17 protein-coding genes and 1 pseudogene are annotated in these 16,099 nt (G+C 52.3%); 12 read left to right on the forward strand and 6 right to left on the reverse strand.

All coding sequences use genetic code 11. The annotated features are described in order from the left end of the window. Nucleotides 1-196 precede the first annotated feature (196 nt). Both AC3WQH_RS13250 and AC3WQH_RS13255 read left to right on the forward strand, forming a co-directional pair. A complete protein-coding gene (locus AC3WQH_RS13250) occupies nt 197-457 on the forward strand; it encodes a YuiB family protein (RefSeq protein WP_005836445.1) in 261 nt (86 codons plus the stop codon). Nucleotides 458-602: 145 nt separating this feature from the next. Then, nucleotides 603-1,220 (forward strand): 3D domain-containing protein, encoded by a 618-nt coding sequence (locus AC3WQH_RS13255; protein WP_026558128.1) that lies wholly within the window; start codon nt 603-605, stop codon nt 1,218-1,220. A gap of 153 nt (nt 1,221-1,373) precedes the next feature. On the opposite strand, the gene AC3WQH_RS13260 is transcribed toward AC3WQH_RS13255, so the two are convergent. Next, a complete protein-coding gene (locus AC3WQH_RS13260; protein WP_007785710.1) occupies nt 1,374-2,141 on the reverse strand; it encodes a cobalamin-binding protein in 768 nt (255 codons plus the stop codon). Between the two features lie 24 nt (nt 2,142-2,165). After that, entirely contained in the window at nt 2,166-2,642 is a 477-nt protein-coding gene (locus AC3WQH_RS13265) for a divergent PAP2 family protein (RefSeq protein WP_005836453.1), read from the reverse strand. A gap of 217 nt (nt 2,643-2,859) precedes the next feature. Here AC3WQH_RS13265 and AC3WQH_RS13270 point away from each other — a divergent pair, with 217 nt between their 5' ends. The 3 genes from AC3WQH_RS13270 to AC3WQH_RS13280 are packed head-to-tail and all read left to right on the forward strand — an operon-like array spanning nt 2,860 to nt 5,247. Further along, nucleotides 2,860-3,234: a DUF309 domain-containing protein gene (locus AC3WQH_RS13270; protein ID WP_327953606.1), complete on the forward strand. Its 375-nt coding sequence runs from the start codon at nt 2,860-2,862 to the stop codon at nt 3,232-3,234. A 54-nt stretch (nt 3,235-3,288) separates the two neighbouring features. Beyond that, nucleotides 3,289-4,788, forward strand: a complete 1,500-nt coding sequence (locus AC3WQH_RS13275; protein WP_492332076.1) for a leucyl aminopeptidase — start codon at nt 3,289-3,291, stop codon at nt 4,786-4,788. Nucleotides 4,789-4,815: 27 nt separating this feature from the next. Continuing rightward, nucleotides 4,816-5,247 carry a CoA-binding protein gene (locus tag AC3WQH_RS13280; protein ID WP_005836458.1) on the forward strand — a complete coding sequence of 144 codons (432 nt, stop codon included), beginning with the start codon at nt 4,816-4,818 and terminating at the stop codon, nt 5,245-5,247. 171 nt (nt 5,248-5,418) lie between these two features. On the opposite strand, the gene AC3WQH_RS13285 is transcribed toward AC3WQH_RS13280, so the two are convergent. Both AC3WQH_RS13285 and AC3WQH_RS13290 read right to left on the reverse strand, forming a co-directional pair. Further along, nucleotides 5,419-6,015: a sulfite oxidase-like oxidoreductase gene (locus tag AC3WQH_RS13285; protein WP_005836460.1), complete on the reverse strand. Its 597-nt coding sequence runs from the start codon at nt 6,013-6,015 to the stop codon at nt 5,419-5,421. Between the two features lie 303 nt (nt 6,016-6,318). Further along, nucleotides 6,319-6,459, reverse strand: a complete 141-nt coding sequence (locus AC3WQH_RS13290) for a hypothetical protein (protein WP_165328980.1) — start codon at nt 6,457-6,459, stop codon at nt 6,319-6,321. Between the two features lie 593 nt (nt 6,460-7,052). Between AC3WQH_RS13290 and AC3WQH_RS13295 the strand changes: the two genes are divergently transcribed. From AC3WQH_RS13295 to AC3WQH_RS13305, 3 genes and pseudogenes are all read left to right on the forward strand, one after another. Then, nucleotides 7,053-7,586 carry a hypothetical protein gene (locus tag AC3WQH_RS13295; protein ID WP_492332077.1) on the forward strand — a complete coding sequence of 178 codons (534 nt, stop codon included), beginning with the start codon at nt 7,053-7,055 and terminating at the stop codon, nt 7,584-7,586. Between the two features lie 313 nt (nt 7,587-7,899). Further along, nucleotides 7,900-8,678: pseudogene (locus AC3WQH_RS13300) on the forward strand (IS3 family transposase). A 247-nt stretch (nt 8,679-8,925) separates the two neighbouring features. Continuing rightward, nucleotides 8,926-9,390 (forward strand): OsmC family protein, encoded by a 465-nt coding sequence (locus AC3WQH_RS13305; protein WP_007780521.1) that lies wholly within the window; start codon nt 8,926-8,928, stop codon nt 9,388-9,390. 333 nt (nt 9,391-9,723) lie between these two features. Here the strand turns inward: AC3WQH_RS13305 and AC3WQH_RS13310 are convergent, their stop codons facing one another. After that, on the reverse strand, nt 9,724-11,064 hold the full coding sequence (locus tag AC3WQH_RS13310) for an MFS transporter (RefSeq protein ID WP_492332078.1): 1,341 nt from the start codon (nt 11,062-11,064) through the stop codon (nt 9,724-9,726). 122 nt (nt 11,065-11,186) lie between these two features. Between AC3WQH_RS13310 and AC3WQH_RS13315 the strand changes: the two genes are divergently transcribed. Next, nucleotides 11,187-11,693 carry a DUF1648 domain-containing protein gene (locus AC3WQH_RS13315; RefSeq protein WP_005832623.1) on the forward strand — a complete coding sequence of 169 codons (507 nt, stop codon included), beginning with the start codon at nt 11,187-11,189 and terminating at the stop codon, nt 11,691-11,693. Between the two features lie 60 nt (nt 11,694-11,753). Here the strand turns inward: AC3WQH_RS13315 and AC3WQH_RS13320 are convergent, their stop codons facing one another. Beyond that, on the reverse strand, nt 11,754-12,353 hold the full coding sequence (locus AC3WQH_RS13320) for an undecaprenyl-diphosphatase (protein WP_005832622.1): 600 nt from the start codon (nt 12,351-12,353) through the stop codon (nt 11,754-11,756). Nucleotides 12,354-12,914: 561 nt separating this feature from the next. Here AC3WQH_RS13320 and AC3WQH_RS13325 point away from each other — a divergent pair. Genes AC3WQH_RS13325 through AC3WQH_RS13335 form a run of 3 tightly spaced genes read left to right on the forward strand, consistent with a single transcriptional unit; the run spans nt 12,915 to nt 16,097 of the window. Further along, entirely contained in the window at nt 12,915-14,246 is a 1,332-nt protein-coding gene (locus tag AC3WQH_RS13325; protein ID WP_492332079.1) for an ABC transporter substrate-binding protein, read from the forward strand. Between the two features lie 30 nt (nt 14,247-14,276). Next, nucleotides 14,277-15,233: a carbohydrate ABC transporter permease gene (locus AC3WQH_RS13330; protein WP_492332080.1), complete on the forward strand. Its 957-nt coding sequence runs from the start codon at nt 14,277-14,279 to the stop codon at nt 15,231-15,233. 36 nt (nt 15,234-15,269) lie between these two features. Next, nucleotides 15,270-16,097: a carbohydrate ABC transporter permease gene (locus AC3WQH_RS13335; protein ID WP_005832618.1), complete on the forward strand. Its 828-nt coding sequence runs from the start codon at nt 15,270-15,272 to the stop codon at nt 16,095-16,097. Nucleotides 16,098-16,099: the final 2 nt, after the last annotated feature.

Below are 16,099 nucleotides of genomic sequence, written 5' to 3' on the forward strand. Positions count from 1 at the left end.
CACACACCGTTGTTGCATAGAGCAAGAGCCGTCAGGGGACCCGGCGGTTCTTTTCGTTTGCGCTCGCGGCGGTTGTTCGTATTGACCTGTATCTGCCATTTTTGCTACACTAAAAGGCGAAAACAGCCCGTCCTCCTTTGATTTGCCGACCGAAAAAAGGCAAAGCCGGAGACGATGGCAGGAGGTCTTGCGGTCGATGAGCTTATTGCAATTTATGGTTTCCATCGTTTTGTTCACCGTGCTCGGTTTTGGCATTGGGTTTATTTTAAACATGATTTTGAAAACGACATGGCTTCCAGTCGTGATCGGAGTTGGCGTGGTCGTAGGGGCGCTGATCTATCAAAAGATCGTTCCCGGCGTCTGGGATGCCGTGATTCTCGGCTGCGGAATGGCAGGGACTGTCGGCAGCGGCTGGACGATTTCCACCCTGCGCAAAAAAGGATACCGGATGTTTTAGCGGATGCAAGACAGGCCTTGTTTGAGGGCCTGTTTTTCTTTTGCCATGAAGAAACATACTGAATCTTTCTGAAACAATCCAAAATTTGTGTATAGTTTTCTCCTCTTCGGGACATGACTAGAACCGAGAGGAGGTTTACCAAGAAATGAATGGGAAGCAGTTCGTAAGTATCCTCGCGCTGTTCATCCTGGTCTTGACGGCGTTTGCAAGCGATGGATACGGCTACAACGTGGTAGGAGACCACAATCTCCAATCCACCTTCGGAATCAAGGAAATCAAAGAGGGGCAACGGGTCGTCAAAAAACGGACAGTATCGGCCAGTTCACTCACTCAAGTCATTGATAAAGCGGATGTAGTTCTCGATCAATACCCAAAAGTTCGCGTCGTCGCGACCGGCTACTACGCCGGGTTCGAGTCGACCGGAAAAAAACCTTCCGACCCGTCCTACGGGATTACGTACTCGGGCGTGAAGGTTCGCCGGGACGACTATTCGACGATTGCCGCCGACTTGCGCATTTTCCCGCTGGGAACGATCCTGTACATACCAGGCTACGGATACGGGGTTGTGGCGGACAAGGGCGGAGCGATTCGCGGACACAAGATCGACCTGTACTTCGAGACGAAGCAAGACGTATTCAACCAATGGGGCAAAAAATCAGTCGATGTATATATCGTCAGACGCGGGGAAGGAAAGCTGACCGAGGCTTTTCTCAACAACCTGAACCAAAAGGGTATCGCCGCGATGGCGGAAGTAGCCAACTAGATGCCCGGACCAAAACAACTGCATAACGAAAGCGAAGACAAAAAATACCGCAACGGCGGTAGGAAAGCAAACAGAAAAAAACGTTCAAGGCGATGGCTTTGAACGTTTTTTGGCTTGGCTGGCAAGTACGCGGATTGGCGGCGCAGCCTTGGCTTATGTATGAATCAGCTTGACGAGCTGCTCCAGCCCGTCGAGAATGCGGGGAGACGGACGGCAGTACAGCCCTTCCTCCAGCAAGTGAACCTGGCCCTGGCGAATCGCTGTCATGTCGCTCCACTCCGGGCGGCTCGTGATCGTTTCCGGCTTGATGCGCCGAAGCTCGATCCCGCACCAGACGACGCATATATGGTCAGGGTCGCGCTCCTGCACCATCTCCCGCGTCGCCTTCACGTTGGCGACGGGAAAGTCGGCGAACACATTGACGGCCCCGGCGATCTCGCTCACGTCTGTCAGCCAGTTTTCCCGGCCCGGGGTGTAGATCGGGTTGGGCCACCATTCCCAGTACAGCTTAGGGCGGCGGGAAAAGGCAGCGGTCTGTTGTCGGATGCTTTCTATTCTTTCGTCAAAGGAAGCCGCAAGCTGCTCGGCTTGCTTGTGAAAGCCTGTCGCTTCGCCGACCAGCCTGATGTCAGCGGCGATTTCGCCGATTCGCGACGGATTCAGCACGATATGCGGGATTCCTCGCTCCCGCAGCGCCTCCACATTTTTTTCCATGCCGGGGACGCTCAGCGAGGCGACGACCAGATCAGGCTGGAGCGCAACTACCCGCTCCATGTCGATGGAGAGGTCGGGGCCGACGCGGGGCAAGTGCTGCCATTCGGGAGGCCAGTCGGAGTGATCGTCCAGCCCCACTACGTGCTCATGCAGACCTAAATAATAGAGGATTTCCGTATTGCTCGGACAGATGGAAACGATACGCATGTGAATCCCCCCTGTGGAAACGTCCTAAAAAAACGGCTGCACCAACAATGCGATCATGACGCCGAGCCATCCGCCAATCAGCACCTCGATCGGCTGATGGCCGAGCAGCTCTTTCAGCTTCTTCGCTTTTTCCTGGTTCGGGCGCACTTTTAACGATTTCATGCCTCCCAGAAGGTGGTTAAATTCGTCCACGAGCTTGTTTAAGACAACGGCTTGCATACCGGCATGACGGCGAACGCCTGCGGCATCGAACATGACGATCACGCCGAGAATGGCGGAGATAGCAAACATGTTGCTGGAAAAGCCTTCCCGCAGCCCAACAGCGGTCGACAGTGCGGTCACGGCAGAGGAGTGGGAGCTGGGCATACCGCCAGTGCTGAGCAACAGCGACCATTGCCATGTTTTCGTTGCAAAAAAATGGAGGGGAATTTTGATAAATTGGGCGATTCCTATGGCAATTAGTGCAGCCCATAAGGGGAAGTTTTCGAGAATATCCGCCACGGAAAATCCATTCCTTTCTACTGTACGCTTCTCTTGATTATTGTAACAGAAGGGCGTTGTCTTAATCCGTGAAGTTTTCGTTTGGATTTTAAGCGTTGCCAATCTGTGGTACCATAAGGAAAGCTCCTGGTTGGAAGGTCAGCCATATACGTGCAGGCGCTTCTTCGCGAGGCAGCTTTTTTGGAAAAAAGCAGGTGTGAAACGGAGGCGTGCATCCATGGAGTATCCCGCGCAGTATTTGCAGTTCATTGAAAAGTTCAATGAAGGGGAGTACTACGAATGCCACGATCTGCTGGAAGACATCTGGATGGAGGACAAATCCGATAAGTTTTTGCAAGGATTGCTGCAACTATCAGTCGGACTGTACCATCTCGAATACGGCAATTTGAAAGGCGCTCGCTGGATGTTTGGCAATGCGCGGAAGTATTTGTCCCGCTACGGACCCGTGCATTGGGGGCTAGACGTAGAGGAAGTGCTTCGTTACATAGAGAAGTGCGAGGCTGTATTGCCGGATCAGGATGCCATCCCGTACGCAGAGGCGAAAGCCATGACGTTTCCATCCTTGCGCTTGTTTGTAGACACATCGTGTTAAAAACACAAATGTGCCCATAATTGTATCCTATCACAGCGAAAGAGGGAAGAGTATATGGAAGTAACCGTAGAAAAACGCTCGCAGCTCGTGAGCTACGCATGCGACGAGCTGGTCGTGCCGCTTTGGAAAGGGGAGCAGCTTTCCCAGGTGTACCCGGAGCTGGAAGCGGCTTTTGCCGGAAGCCTCAGCGGTTTGCAGCAAGAAGGAGAGATTACGGGCGAAGCAAAAGAGGTAACGGTGATCCATGGTTTGAACCGGATCGCCGCGAGAAAATTGCTCATCGTCGGCATGGGCGAGCCGGCCAAGTTTGACTTTGTCGCAGCGCGCAATGCGTGGGGACGGGCAGCAAAAACGGTCGCTTCCAAAGGCAAAGCGAAAATCGTCGCGATTGACCTGCCGACAACCGAGCACATGAGCGCGGAGCGTCTGTCCCAGGCCGTGACGGAAGCGTTCGGACTGGCTGAATACAACTACGAAGGCTACCGCCAAAAAGCGAAGCGGGAGTTTCCGCCGATCGCAACCGTGCGGATTCTGGCTGCCGATGACGCCGCAAGCGCCGTGCAGACAGGCGTGCTGCGCGGCAGTGCGCTCGTTTCCGGCACCAACCTGGCGCGCACGCTCGTGAACGAGCCTGCCAACTACTTGACGCCGCGCGCCTTGAAAGATGCGACAGTCGCCGTAGCGGAGCGCTACGGAATGACGGTGGAGGTGCTGGATAAAGCGAAGCTGGAAGAGCTGGGCATGGGCGGCGTCCTCAGCGTCGCAAAAGGCAGCGAGCTTGCGCCGTACGTGGTAGCGGTCAAATATCAGGGCAGAGAGACATGGGACGACGTCATCGGCTTGATCGGCAAAGGCGTGACATTCGATACAGGCGGCATCTCCATCAAGCCGGTAGCGGGCATGGAAGACATGAAGTCGGACATGGGCGGCGCGGCTGCGATGATCGGCGCACTGGAAGCGCTAGGCCAAATGAAGCCGAAGGTCAACGTGCTCGCCGTCATCGGAACGGTGGAAAACATGCCATCCGGCACGGCATTCCGCCCTGGCGACGTGATTACGACCATGAGCGGAAAAACGGTCGAGATCATCACGACAGATGCGGAAGGCCGCCTCGTTTTGGCTGACTGCATCACGTATGCAAAAGAGCAGGGCGTGTCGTGCATCGTCGACGCCGCTACGCTGACAGGTGGCATCGTCGTCGCTCTCGGACATTACTGCTCCGGGGCAATGACGAACAACCAGGCGCTCATGAACGAGCTGCTTGGCGCAGCAGACACCGCTGGCGAGCGTCTGTGGCAGTTGCCTATGTTTGAAGAGTACCGCAGCCTGAACAAGAGCCGTTTTGCCGACCTGAAAAACTCGGGCGGGCGCTATGGTCACGGCATCATCGGCGGCGTGTTCCTGCAGGAATTCGTCGGCGATACGCCATGGGTGTATCTGGACATCGCCGGTACGGCGTACACCGCTACAGCAGGCGATATGCAGCCCGCTGGCGGCACAGGCGTCATGACCCGCACGATTGCCGAGTTTGTCGCAGGCCGCAGCCAATCCTAAACCGAAAAAGAGAAGGAGTGTTTTGACATGAGCCAAAATCCTAGCAACGAAACCCGTCGTCAACTGCTTGAGGAAGCGAAGACTATCGCCGTGGTAGGACTGTCCAACAAACCGGACCGCACCAGCTACATGGTGGCGCAGGCCATGCAAAATGCCGGCTACCGCATCATCCCGGTCAACCCTGTCATCGCCGGAGAAACCGTTCTGGGCGAAAAAGCCGTCGCCAGCCTGCAAGAGCTGGATCAGCAGGTGGACATCGTGAACGTGTTCCGCAAAAGCGAGGACATTTTGCCTGTCGCCCAGGATGCGCTGAAAATGAAGCACAAGCCAAAGGTGTTCTGGATGCAGCAAGGAATCGCCAACGAAGAGGCGGCGAGCCTTGTCCGCGCGGAAGACATCGAGGTTGTGCAAGATTTGTGCATCAAGGTAGACCACGCGCTGCTGCGTGTGGGGAAATAAGTGTTAGTGGTGGAGTTGTGGAGCTTTGGAAAGGACCCTCGCTGTTTGGCGGGGGTTTTTTTGTTGGCGGCACTTGCAAAAAAGCAGCAACTCGTCTCGGTAGCTGCGTACGATGTGAATGAAACTCATCGAAAAAATAAAGAGGCGGTCTCCCGCCCCTGTAAACCTCAATCAATCCCATGCGAACCTTTGTTCTTTCCAAGGATCACCATACATATGGTATCCATTTTTCTCCCAAAAACCTTGCTTGTCCTTCTCCAAAAACTCGACACCGCGCACCCACTTTGCGCTTTTCCAGAAGTAGAGGTGCGGGAGGACGAAACGCAGCGGCCAGCCGTGTTCAGGTGTCAGGTCCTCGCCATTGTGCTTGGTGGCGAACAGATTGCCGGCTTTCATGAAGTCGGCCAGCGGCATGTTCACCGTCCAGCCGTGCTCGGCGTGCAGCATGACATACTTCGCTTCCGGCTTGACTCTTACCAGCTTCAGCACTTCTTCCACCGGGATGCCTTCCCATTTGTTGTCCAGCTTGCTCCAACCCGTCACGCAATGAATGTCGTTCGTGACTTCGCTTTTTGGCAGAGCCATCATTTGCTCATAGGTGAGCGTGACTTCTTCCTCGACGAGTCCGAACAGGCGGAAGCTCCACTCGGTAGCGAGGTCCGTATATTCGGGAACCTCTCCATAGTGCAATACCGGAAAGCCTGTCGTCTGCTTTTGGTTAGGGGGAATGCGGTCGCGCTTTGTATCTGTCGGTTGGTTGATAAACATAGCTCCACTCCTCGCTGTTCATATCCGCTTGTCCTTCTTTTCTTATCATATCCAGCAAAAGCAATCGCGTGCAAGAAAAACAGCGGCGGAAGTGCAGTTGCAGTCTCTGCTATTGTCGTACGCGAACGCCAGAAGCGATACGAGCCGACGGGGTCACGCTGGAGACGACGTCTCTGCTTATTGTCATATACACGAAACGCCAGGGGTGGCGGCGAGCTCATCCGTTTTTGTCTCACTTGTTATTTTTTTCGAAATAAACCCAAAGATAATAGGTTGCCCAAAAAAGGAGTATGACAAGCAGGGTCAGCGGCTTTTGCCTTGGCGGTAAACTGTGCTTTCCATAATCATCGGGTAGCTCCATTGCTCCTCTACCCGCAGCCGTACAGCTTCCCTCTTTGTTCCTTCGTCATACCGCTGCTGCTTTTGCCCTTTATGTGGTGGCATAAAAAATCCCCTCCGGTCAACAGTGTTCCTCTCATGATACCATGAGGGCTTTTCTCGCTGTCTACCGTAAGGGGATAATACCAAATGCGAGGGCCTTTTTTGTATGCTTGCGTAAGCAGAAGCGAATTAATGCGAAGGAATAGCAGAGACGGAGCTTGAGAACCCGAAAATATTCAGGAAAAAATCCCCAGAACTTTTTTGTATGCCAAAACGTCATAACAGGTGAATATAATAAACGTCGTGAGCCGATAGTGCTCAAACGATTATCAAAGGATGTTTCGCTATCGGTGTTCCATGGGCCAGAAAGGGAACTGTTGGGATAACGCTCCAATGGAGAGCTTTTGGGCAAAGCCAAGCAATAATGGCTTAATGGTAAGCTTTTCAAAATACGCAAATGAAGTGCGTACGGGAGTGTTTTGACATATTGAATCCTGCTATCACCGCAAAAAAATGATACGCAGTAAAGAGCCATATGATGTCTGAAGAGATTGTGACACAATCAAAAAATAAACAGGAGTGTGAAATATGAAAAAAATATTATTGGTTTGTATCATGATAATGTCGATGCTAGCATCGGCTTGTGAAATGTTGAAATGACATCAAATCCAAATACTTCTAATGAGCCTAAACCTGAAACGGATGAGTCTATTATTCCAAAAAATACCACTGAATATTGTACTGTAGAACGTATAAATTTGGATAGTGAAACTGAAAAATATTTCTATGGAACGTGGAAAGTTGAGAAGCTTTTAGGATTTGCAAATTCATGGAATGATGCTTCTGAATATCCAACAGGGCAAAAATTTATTGGAGATGAAATTATAATCAAAAAAGACTTTTTTTCATCAAAAGGACTTAAAAACTATAAGAAATATCAATATGAACTAAAAAATCCATTATATGAGATTACAGCGACATGCTATAACTCTCTCTCTTTTTATAGATTATATAAAATAGATATCCCAGACTTAAATGAAAATGATGTAGTAAAAGCAGTAGGTATAAGTGACCCTTCTACAGAACTTAGAATACCTGCAGGTTTAAGTTTTTTGGTTGTTAATAACGATAGGCTTATCTTGTTATCAGAGGCAACTATTTTTGAGCTAAAAAAATTACTGATTAAATGAATGAAGGTTATGGAACAAGTTCTGTGCTAATCGAATAGAAAATGCCTGTGAATTCATTTTTTAAACAAGAAAGGTCAGCCTAAAGGCTGATCTTTCTTGTTTATGTCGTAAAACGATTAAACTATAGTGTATATACTGGATATTTGTGAGTATATGGCATGCCTTTACAAAATAAAGTTGCTTCTTGGATCGGTTACACTAAGTTGGACAGAAAAAATAAGGGCTTGTAGAATAAACCTATTAAACTAAGGAGCGGATCTCTACAAAGCCCAAACAACAACGACGTACGTTTGCATCCGAATTCAAAAAACAAATGGTGCAGCTCTATGAAAATGGGAAACCCAGAGCGGCGATTGTGGAGGAATATGACCTCACCGCCTCGGCTTTAGACCGATGGATCAATCATCCGGAACAATCGTGATAAATACTCGGTATCAGCAATGTGCGACGTCCTGCAAATCGCAAGAAGTACGTTCTACTATGAAGCGAAAGAATCACCAAAAGAAGACGAGATCACCGAAGCGATTGTGGAGATTTTCCACAAAAACCGCAAAGCTTATGGTACTCGCAAACTCAAATTCAAGTTTCAAGAACGCGGCTTGGTCGCTACCAGACGTCGAATTGGCCGAATCATGAAAGAGCAGGGGCTGGTCTCCACCTACACCATAGCTCAGTATAAGCCCAATAAAACGGCTTGCAATGAAGCGACGACGAAGAATGTCCTGGATCGTGAGTTTGAGCAAACGGAATCCAAACGCTTCGTCGTTAGTGATCTGACAGTGGTTTCATACGGATCGTGGCAGTGAGTTTAAAAATGAAAAGATGGATGAGCTTCTGGAGACCTTTGAAATCGGTCGATCTCTCAGCATGAAAGGCTGTCCTTATGACAACGCCGTGGCTGAAGCCACCTACAAAATCATGAAAACGGAGTTCATCAACCAGATGAGCTTCCAAAGCCTTCGTCATCTGGAATTGGAGCTATACGATTACGTCAACTGGTTTAACAAGCATCGGATTCACGGAACGCTGGCATACTTGACACCTGTTCAGTATCGCCAGACAGCCCTTAAAAAAATAAAACCGGGTTACTAATCCTTTGCAGGGGAGAAGCAAGGAAAGACGTTCTTCTGGGATTGAATATATCTCGCTATAGCTCCTTGTAGTTAAAGAGAAAAAACGATGATCTTTGTTCGGTCGCACTACATATAGGCAGACCGGTCAAACGATAGTCGTTTTTCTGTTTTTTTCAGCCCTTTCGCAATAATTCATATAATACAAATCGGAAAAGTGTGCTAAAATTCAAAATAACACACAAACGATCTGAAAGGGAGTGCTGAGCATGCCAGTAGAAACATTCAAAGCCACCGCCCATTTGCAGGAAGGAATGGTCGTCAAGGCGCGTTCCAGAAATTTTGAGGTCACTGTCGATGAGCCGAAAAGCCTTGGCGGAACGGATACCGCGATGAATCCTGTCGAGCTGGTGCTGTCCGCGCTGGGCGCGTGTCAGTCGATTGTGGCTCGCGTGTATGCGAAAAAGTTTGGGGTTCATCTCGACGATTTTTGGGTGGAGGTCGAAGGCGATCTGGATACGGATGGCTTCATGAACAAATCCGACGTGCGCCGTGGGTATTCCGAGATTCGCTACACCTTTCACATCAAGACCGATGCCGCCAAAGAGCAGGTGGAAGCCTTCATTCAGTTTTTGGAGCGGACATGCCCGGTGGGCGACACGATTGCCAATCCGGTCAACCTCAAGCTAAACGGAATTGTCATAGAAGACGTCTCCGGCAGCAAGCTCGGCTAACTTTCCGTGGCCCAGGAAAAAGAAAAGAGGCAGAACAAGCTCTGCCTCTTTTTCTGTGGGAAAAACTCAGTAAGCCACGGAAGAATTGGTTAGCTTGTAGAGGCCCCTGTAAATTTCGCGCTGCCCCCCCGAACGGATCTTCACAGCACAGTAAAACTGTTTCAAAAGGCTTTTCTCCCAGGTAATCCGCAATACTCGCGAATCGGCGTGAGCAACTTGCCGCCGTGCGCGACCGTTTTTTGCGCCAATTCCTCGACTCGACGTTCCGGTCTTGCACAGCGAGCAGCGAGGCGAAAAAAGCGGCGGTCAGTCGAGTGTTGACTGTGAACGGACTCACTGACGCAACGACTGCTCCGCTTGAACCTCCATCTGCCTCTGCTTCCGTCTCGACCAGATCAGCACCGGGACGAGCAGCAGGGAGAGGAAGCCGCCGCCAAGCGAGAGCGTCGCGTAGCTGGCGCCGGAGACGACCATGCCGGAAAGCGCTCCGCCCGATGCGCCAGCCAGGGCGATCAGGACGTCGACGGTTCCTTGGGTTTTGGCCCGGGTAGCGGGGTGGGTTGCGTCCACGATCAGGGCAGTACCGCTGATGAGGCCAAAATTCCAGCCCAGCCCCAGCAAGGCAAGGGCAACGATGAGCAGCGTCATGGAATCGGCCGGGGCAAGTGCAGCCAACAGGCCAGCCGCAAGCAAGGTGACACCGGAGGCAAAGGCCATGGCTGTGCGGCCGATTTTGTCCACGAGAACCCCGGTCAGCAGCGAGGGAAGGTACATGGCTCCGATGTGAATGCCGATCACGAGGCCGACCTCGCTCAAGCCGTGCCCGTGGTGCTTCATATGGATGGGCGTCATGGTCATGATCGCGACCATGACGATCTGGGTCAAAATCATGATGGTCGCGCCGACGATGATGCCGCGACTGTCGGCGGCAGGCAGGCTTCCCGGGATGTCCGCAGAGGCTTTCTGTTCCTCTGCTTGCGCTTCGGCGATGGCTTTGGCGACCTGCAGCGGGTCCGGGCGGAGCAGGAATAAAAAGACCAGCCCGGCACAGAGGAAAGCCGCAGCGCCCAAAATAAACGGCCCGGCCAGTGGCGGCACGCCAATCGAGCTGGCGAAGTGGCCCATCGTTTCCACCAGATTCGGTCCGGCTACAGCGCCGAAGGTCGTGGAGACGAGCGCGATGCTGACGGCGGTCGCGCGCTGCCGGGGCTGGGCCAAATCGGTTCCGGCGTAGCGGGCTTGCAGATTGGTGGCCGTTCCGGCGCCATATACGAGCAGCGAGGCAAACAGCAACCAGATATGCTGTGTCACCGCAGCGAGAATGACTCCGACTGCGCCGATGCCTCCTGCGAGGAACCCTGCTGCCAGCCCGAAGCGGCGGCCGAACCGTTGCGAGAGTCGGCCGACAAACAGCGCTGCCAAGGCGGAGCCAAGCGTGAGCAACGCGGCGGGAATGCCTGCGAGACTGTCTGTTCCGAGCATCTCCTGGGCGAGCAGAGCGCCGACGGTGACGCCTGCCGCAAGTCCCGCCCCTCCGAAAATTTGCGAGATGACGACGATGGCCAGCGTTCGTTTATAAAGCTTTTGCTGCTCTTGGGGTGAATCGATGTAACATCGGAAGTGGGCTTGTTGATTTTGGCTGGCCAGCCAATTATGATTAGGTGGGTGTGACATGAAATCCCCTCTTTTTCACGGTTTGTTGGGTCGAATAGTTCGCAATAGGCTGAATGGGATGAATCTTATCTCCAAATTTTAGAAAAGTCAATCTGGATGGACGATCTGAAGGAGGGACAGGCATGGCCGATTGGTGGGGGCGTCCGAAGCTGAACATCGCAAAGACCAAAAGCGAATGGATCTGGGACATTTTGGGAGCGGTCTTTTACATCGGGGGAATCGTTTCTCTCCTGTTGCTGTGGGGCGATCTTCCTGACAAGGTGCCTGCTCATTTTAACGGAGCAGGAGAAGTGGATCGCTGGGGCTCGAAGTGGGAGCTGCTCATTTTGCCAGGGATTGGGGCATTGCTGTTTGGATTGATGCAGGCGCTGGAAAAGCATCCGGAAGTTTATAACTATCCGAAGCGGTTCAACGAAGCAAACGCGGAGCAGTTTTACTTGCAAAGCCGAAAAATCGTGAACCAGCTCAAAAATATATGCGTCATTGTGTTTTCTGTCATTTTGCTGGAAGCGATTTCGATTGCGATGGGCTGGGGAAGCTGGTTTGGCATGTGGTTTGTGCCTGTGGTGGTGGGCGGCATCGTGATCCAACTGGTTTATGGCCTGATTACGCTCGGCAAAATCCGCTAGCAAACGACAAAGCGAGCCCAAAGCACTTTGCAAAAACAGAGTGTTTTGGGCTCGCTTTTCTCAAAAGTCTTTGGAGCTAAGCCGGGCGGGCAAAACAGCCCGTTCGGCTTTTTCGTACAGAGCCAGCGCGCTGTGCACGAAGGATAGCCGTGGTACCACCATAAAAACGGTCAAGGCCGAGCCGATGCTGATTAAGGCGCCGACGATGACGTCCGCCGGATAGTGCACGCCTACCCAGATGCGGGAAAGCCCTACGCATACTGCCAGCAGCATCCAAAGAATGCCTGCTTTTCTTTTGAACAGCCAGAAGCTCATGCAAAAGGAAAAAAACAAAATCGTATGGTCGCTGGGGAAGGAATTGTCCACCGCTTTTTGCACTAACTGATTCACATTCGCCAGCTCGGCAAACGGCTGGTTGTTGGCGTGCAGGCTGCCTGCGATTTTTCCGAGCAGTTCCGCAAGCGCAAACGTGACCGCGGCGCAAACCACCATCACGCGATTGTGGTAGCTGCGCGTCAGCCAGTACAGAAGCACGCAGACGGCCAGGGCGTACACGGTGTACTCGGCAATGGCGTAAAACGCGGGATTGAGTGCCGGGTACTGCTTACCCAGGTCATTAATCAATCGGAAAGCATGAATATTCATCTCCATGGCGTCCACAAACAGTGATCCTCCTTTTTTATGACAATAGGAAAATCGTAAACAAAGGCGAGAAAAGAAGAAATCGAATTACCTTACACAAAATTACAGGATTGTAAGATAAGGCTTCAGGGCAGGAAACGAGGGCGATCAAGCGGTTCGTTTCCTGCTCTTTTTGCTGGCGAAAACAGGGCAGGCCGGGCCGAGCTGCGCGTTCGAGCCGCTTCGTCACAGGAAAAGAAACAGGGAGAAGAATGTCGAAATGTTTGTTTTGAAATTTTATTTTACGATTACGTTAATATCTTGATATTTTATTTCAAGAGTCTATAATACAGGTATGTAACGAATTGACAGTAAATTCTCGCAAATGAAGCGCGCTTCATACAGGACGAGGGGGAGTTGTCGTTAGTGCGGGGCGATTGGCTGTCCACGGGCGTGTCGCTAACCAGCAACTGTAGCAACTGGCGGACGGAACGAGACGCCAATACGAAGCCTGGCTCGATCCGCTGCAGCGCGTAAGAGCAGGACAGAGCAATCATTTTTTGTACAAGTATGCATCTTTTCGAAAATGGGAGGTTTTCCATGAAAAAAAGCAGGTTTCTAGCAGCAGCAGGAATCGCCAGTCTGGCAGCGGCGTTGCTCGTCGGCGGATGTAGCAGCCAATCTTCGACGCAGCAGGGGGACCAGGTGGAATTGTACATGGGTTACACCTCTGATCCGCCTACGAAGAAAAAGATGGAGGAAATTATCGCAAAATTCGAACAGTCGCACCCGCATATCAAAATCAAGACCGTGACGGCTCCTTACGAGGACTTTTACCAGAAGCTGACGACGCAGATTGCCGCAGGAAACGCGCCAGACATCTGGCAAAGCGACGGGACGAAAGTATTCGGCTTTGCGCAGCGCGGGGCGATTCGCGATATAACCGATTACGTCACGAAGGAAGTCAACAAGGACGAGGTGCTCGGCGTGGAGTTCAACAAGGACGCCTCGGGGAAATACTGGGGCGTGCCGCAGGGCATTCAGGTAGGGGCGCTTTTCTACAACAAGGATTTGTTTGACCAGGCCGGAGTCGCGTATCCGACGGCAGACTGGACGTGGGATGACCTGAAGGCGGCAGCCGCCAAGCTGACGCTCGATGCTAACGGGAAAAATGCAGACGACCCCGCCTTTGACAAAAATGCGGTGAAGCAGTACGGCTTTACGTTTTTCGGCAGCTCCCGCGGGGCGTTTAACATCATGAAAGCGTACGGCGGCGGCGTGCTCGATCCGACGATGACACAGTCGATCGTCAATTCTCCGGAAAACAAAAAAGCGGTGGAGTGGATGGCGGACGGCATGAAGCGCAAGCTGTTCCCGAACCCGGCCGAATTGAAGGCGTTCCAGAGCAACTTCAAAGTGTTTTTGAGCGGAGCGACCGCAATGCAGATCGACATTTACGCGGCTACGACCTCGATGAACGGAGCCGGCTTGAACTACGATGTGGCGCCGCTGCCCAAAGGTCCGGATGGCAAACGGTTCGCGCCAGTCATCGCCAACTCGTGGGTCATCAACAAGAAAGCCGAGGAGCAAAAAGTAAAAGCGGCCGAGGAATGGATCACGTACTGGACGACGTCGGACGAGGCGCAAAAAGAATGGGCAGAGGTAGGGGAAGCGATTCCGGTGAAAAAATCGGTGGCGAACTCCGAGATGTTTCTGAACCCGAGCATCAAGCCGGACAACAAGCAAGTTTTCCTCGACAGCCTGGAGTTCGCGGGCACGGTCGACACTAACGCCGTTTTCGCGGAATGGTTGAAGGTCGTCACGGACAATCTGGCCGAGCTGTTTATGGACAAGATGAGCGTGGACGACTACATCACCAAGACAGACGAGGGCGTGCAAAAAGTTCTGGATGAGTTTTTCAAGAAGCAGTAGCAAACCATCAGGGAGGAAGTGTAGCCAACGATGTTGGAGCTACCAAACAAGCTACAGGCACAGCCTGATGTGAAAACGAAGCAGAAACGAAACTGGCTGGACAGCGAGGGGAGATGGGGGCTGCTGCTCGTCTCCCCCTACCTGGTCCACTTTCTCGTGTTTGTCCTGGGGACTTCGCTTGCCTCGCTCTACTTCAGCTTTTCCGACTACGATATTTTGAATCCGCCGAAGTGGACCGGGCTGGATAACTACGAAAAGCTGTTCGCCGACCCGCTGTTTTACCAGGCGCTGTGGAACACGGTCTACTTCACGCTGTTGTACGTTCCGGCCAAGACGTTTCTGGCGCTTTTGCTGGCAGTCGCGCTGAACCAGAAGCTGAAAGGGCTGAAGCTGTTTCGGATGGCGCACTTTTTGCCCGTGATCTCGTCGTGGACGGTGATCGCGTATGTGGCGGATGCGGTGTTCAACCAGCGGATCGGCTTTGCCAATGCCATCCTCGCCAAATTCGGCATCGCGCCGCAAAACTGGCTGATTGACGAAGTGTGGGTCATCCCGGTGCTCGTGCTCATCGCGATCTGGAAGTCGGTCGGCTACATGATGATTATTTTTTTGGCCGGGCTGCAAGGGATTTCCCATGACATGTACGAGGCAGCGTCGATTGACGGCGCGAACGCCTGGCAAAAATTTTGGCAGGTCACCGTTCCGATGATTTCCGGCACGACGTTTCTCGTCATCATTTTGAACACGATCTACTCGTTTCAAAATTTCGAGCAAATTTTCGTCATGACGGGCGGCTCCACCGAGGCCGGGTCTACGGGCGGCGCGAACAACGCGAGTCTCGTCCTGATGCTGCTCATGTTCCGGCAAGCCTTCAGCTTTTACAAGATGGGCTACGCCTCTGCGATCGCCTGGGTGCTGTTCCTCATTTTGCTGGCGATTACTTTGCTGCAATTCAAGCTGCAAAAGAAATGGGTTCACTATGATTAATTTACGATGGCGTGCGCGGAGGAAAAGGAGGTAGCCATGCAAAAGCGTTTTCCTCTCCATAAAGTTCTGGGATACTTGTTTGTTCTCGTCAGCACCTTGATTATGGTCGTGCCGTTTTTGACGACGGTGTTCAACTCGTTGAAAACGTACAAGCAGTACATGCAATTTCCGCCGGAATGGGTGCCCGATCCTGTGAAGTGGAGCAACTACCCGCAAGTGTGGGAGCAGGCGAACTTCAGCAGCTACACGGTCAACAGCGTGATCGTCGCGGTACTGTCCGTAGTCGGCACGCTACTCTCCAGCTCGATGATCGCCTTTGCCTTTGCCCGGCTGCGCTTTCCGTTTCGCGATACGCTGTTCATGATCGTGCTCGGGACGATGATGATTCCCGGAATCGTGACGATCATCCCGCAGTTTATCATTTTCAAAAACTTAGGGATGCTCGACTCGCTGACGCCGCTGTGGATTTTGGAGTGGCTGGGCCAGCCGTTTGCCATTTTCCTGATGAGGCAGGCTTTCCTGAGCATCCCTAAGGATTATGAGGAAGCGGCCAAGCTGGACGGCTGCAATCCGTTCCAAATATACTGGCGCGTGTTTTTGCCGATGTGCAAGCCGGCGCTCGCGACACTCGCGGTTTTTACGTTCATGGGCAAATGGAACGAAATTCTCGCGCCTGTCATCTATCTCATCTCCGAGGAGCATTTTACGCTGCCGATCGGGATTTTGTCGCTGCGCGGACAGTACAAGACCGACGACCAACTGCTGGTGGCGGGGGCGTTAATCAGCCTAATTCCGATTTTGCTCGTGTTTTTGTTTGCGGAAAAATACTTTGTCGAAGGCTCCAAAACTTCCGGGTTGAAGTAGGG

Source organism: Brevibacillus sp. FW301-21C12A (assembly GCF_058788915.1).

Coding starts and splice junctions, on each gene's coding strand:
- AC3WQH_RS13250 (WP_005836445.1), top strand. CDS start 197: ATGAGCTTATTGCAATTTATGGTTTCCATCGTTTTGTTCACCGTGCTC.
- AC3WQH_RS13255 (WP_026558128.1), top strand. CDS start 603: ATGAATGGGAAGCAGTTCGTAAGTATCCTCGCGCTGTTCATCCTGGTC.
- AC3WQH_RS13260 (WP_007785710.1), bottom strand. CDS start 2,141: ATGCGTATCGTTTCCATCTGTCCGAGCAATACGGAAATCCTCTATTAT.
- AC3WQH_RS13270 (WP_327953606.1), top strand. CDS start 2,860: ATGGAGTATCCCGCGCAGTATTTGCAGTTCATTGAAAAGTTCAATGAA.
- AC3WQH_RS13275 (WP_492332076.1), top strand. CDS start 3,289: ATGGAAGTAACCGTAGAAAAACGCTCGCAGCTCGTGAGCTACGCATGC.
- AC3WQH_RS13280 (WP_005836458.1), top strand. CDS start 4,816: ATGAGCCAAAATCCTAGCAACGAAACCCGTCGTCAACTGCTTGAGGAA.
- AC3WQH_RS13285 (WP_005836460.1), bottom strand. CDS start 6,015: ATGTTTATCAACCAACCGACAGATACAAAGCGCGACCGCATTCCCCCT.
- AC3WQH_RS13290 (WP_165328980.1), bottom strand. CDS start 6,459: ATGCCACCACATAAAGGGCAAAAGCAGCAGCGGTATGACGAAGGAACA.
- AC3WQH_RS13295 (WP_492332077.1), top strand. CDS start 7,053: ATGACATCAAATCCAAATACTTCTAATGAGCCTAAACCTGAAACGGAT.
- AC3WQH_RS13305 (WP_007780521.1), top strand. CDS start 8,926: ATGCCAGTAGAAACATTCAAAGCCACCGCCCATTTGCAGGAAGGAATG.
- AC3WQH_RS13310 (WP_492332078.1), bottom strand. CDS start 11,064: ATGTCACACCCACCTAATCATAATTGGCTGGCCAGCCAAAATCAACAA.
- AC3WQH_RS13315 (WP_005832623.1), top strand. CDS start 11,187: ATGGCCGATTGGTGGGGGCGTCCGAAGCTGAACATCGCAAAGACCAAA.
- AC3WQH_RS13325 (WP_492332079.1), top strand. CDS start 12,915: ATGAAAAAAAGCAGGTTTCTAGCAGCAGCAGGAATCGCCAGTCTGGCA.
- AC3WQH_RS13330 (WP_492332080.1), top strand. CDS start 14,277: ATGTTGGAGCTACCAAACAAGCTACAGGCACAGCCTGATGTGAAAACG.
- AC3WQH_RS13335 (WP_005832618.1), top strand. CDS start 15,270: ATGCAAAAGCGTTTTCCTCTCCATAAAGTTCTGGGATACTTGTTTGTT.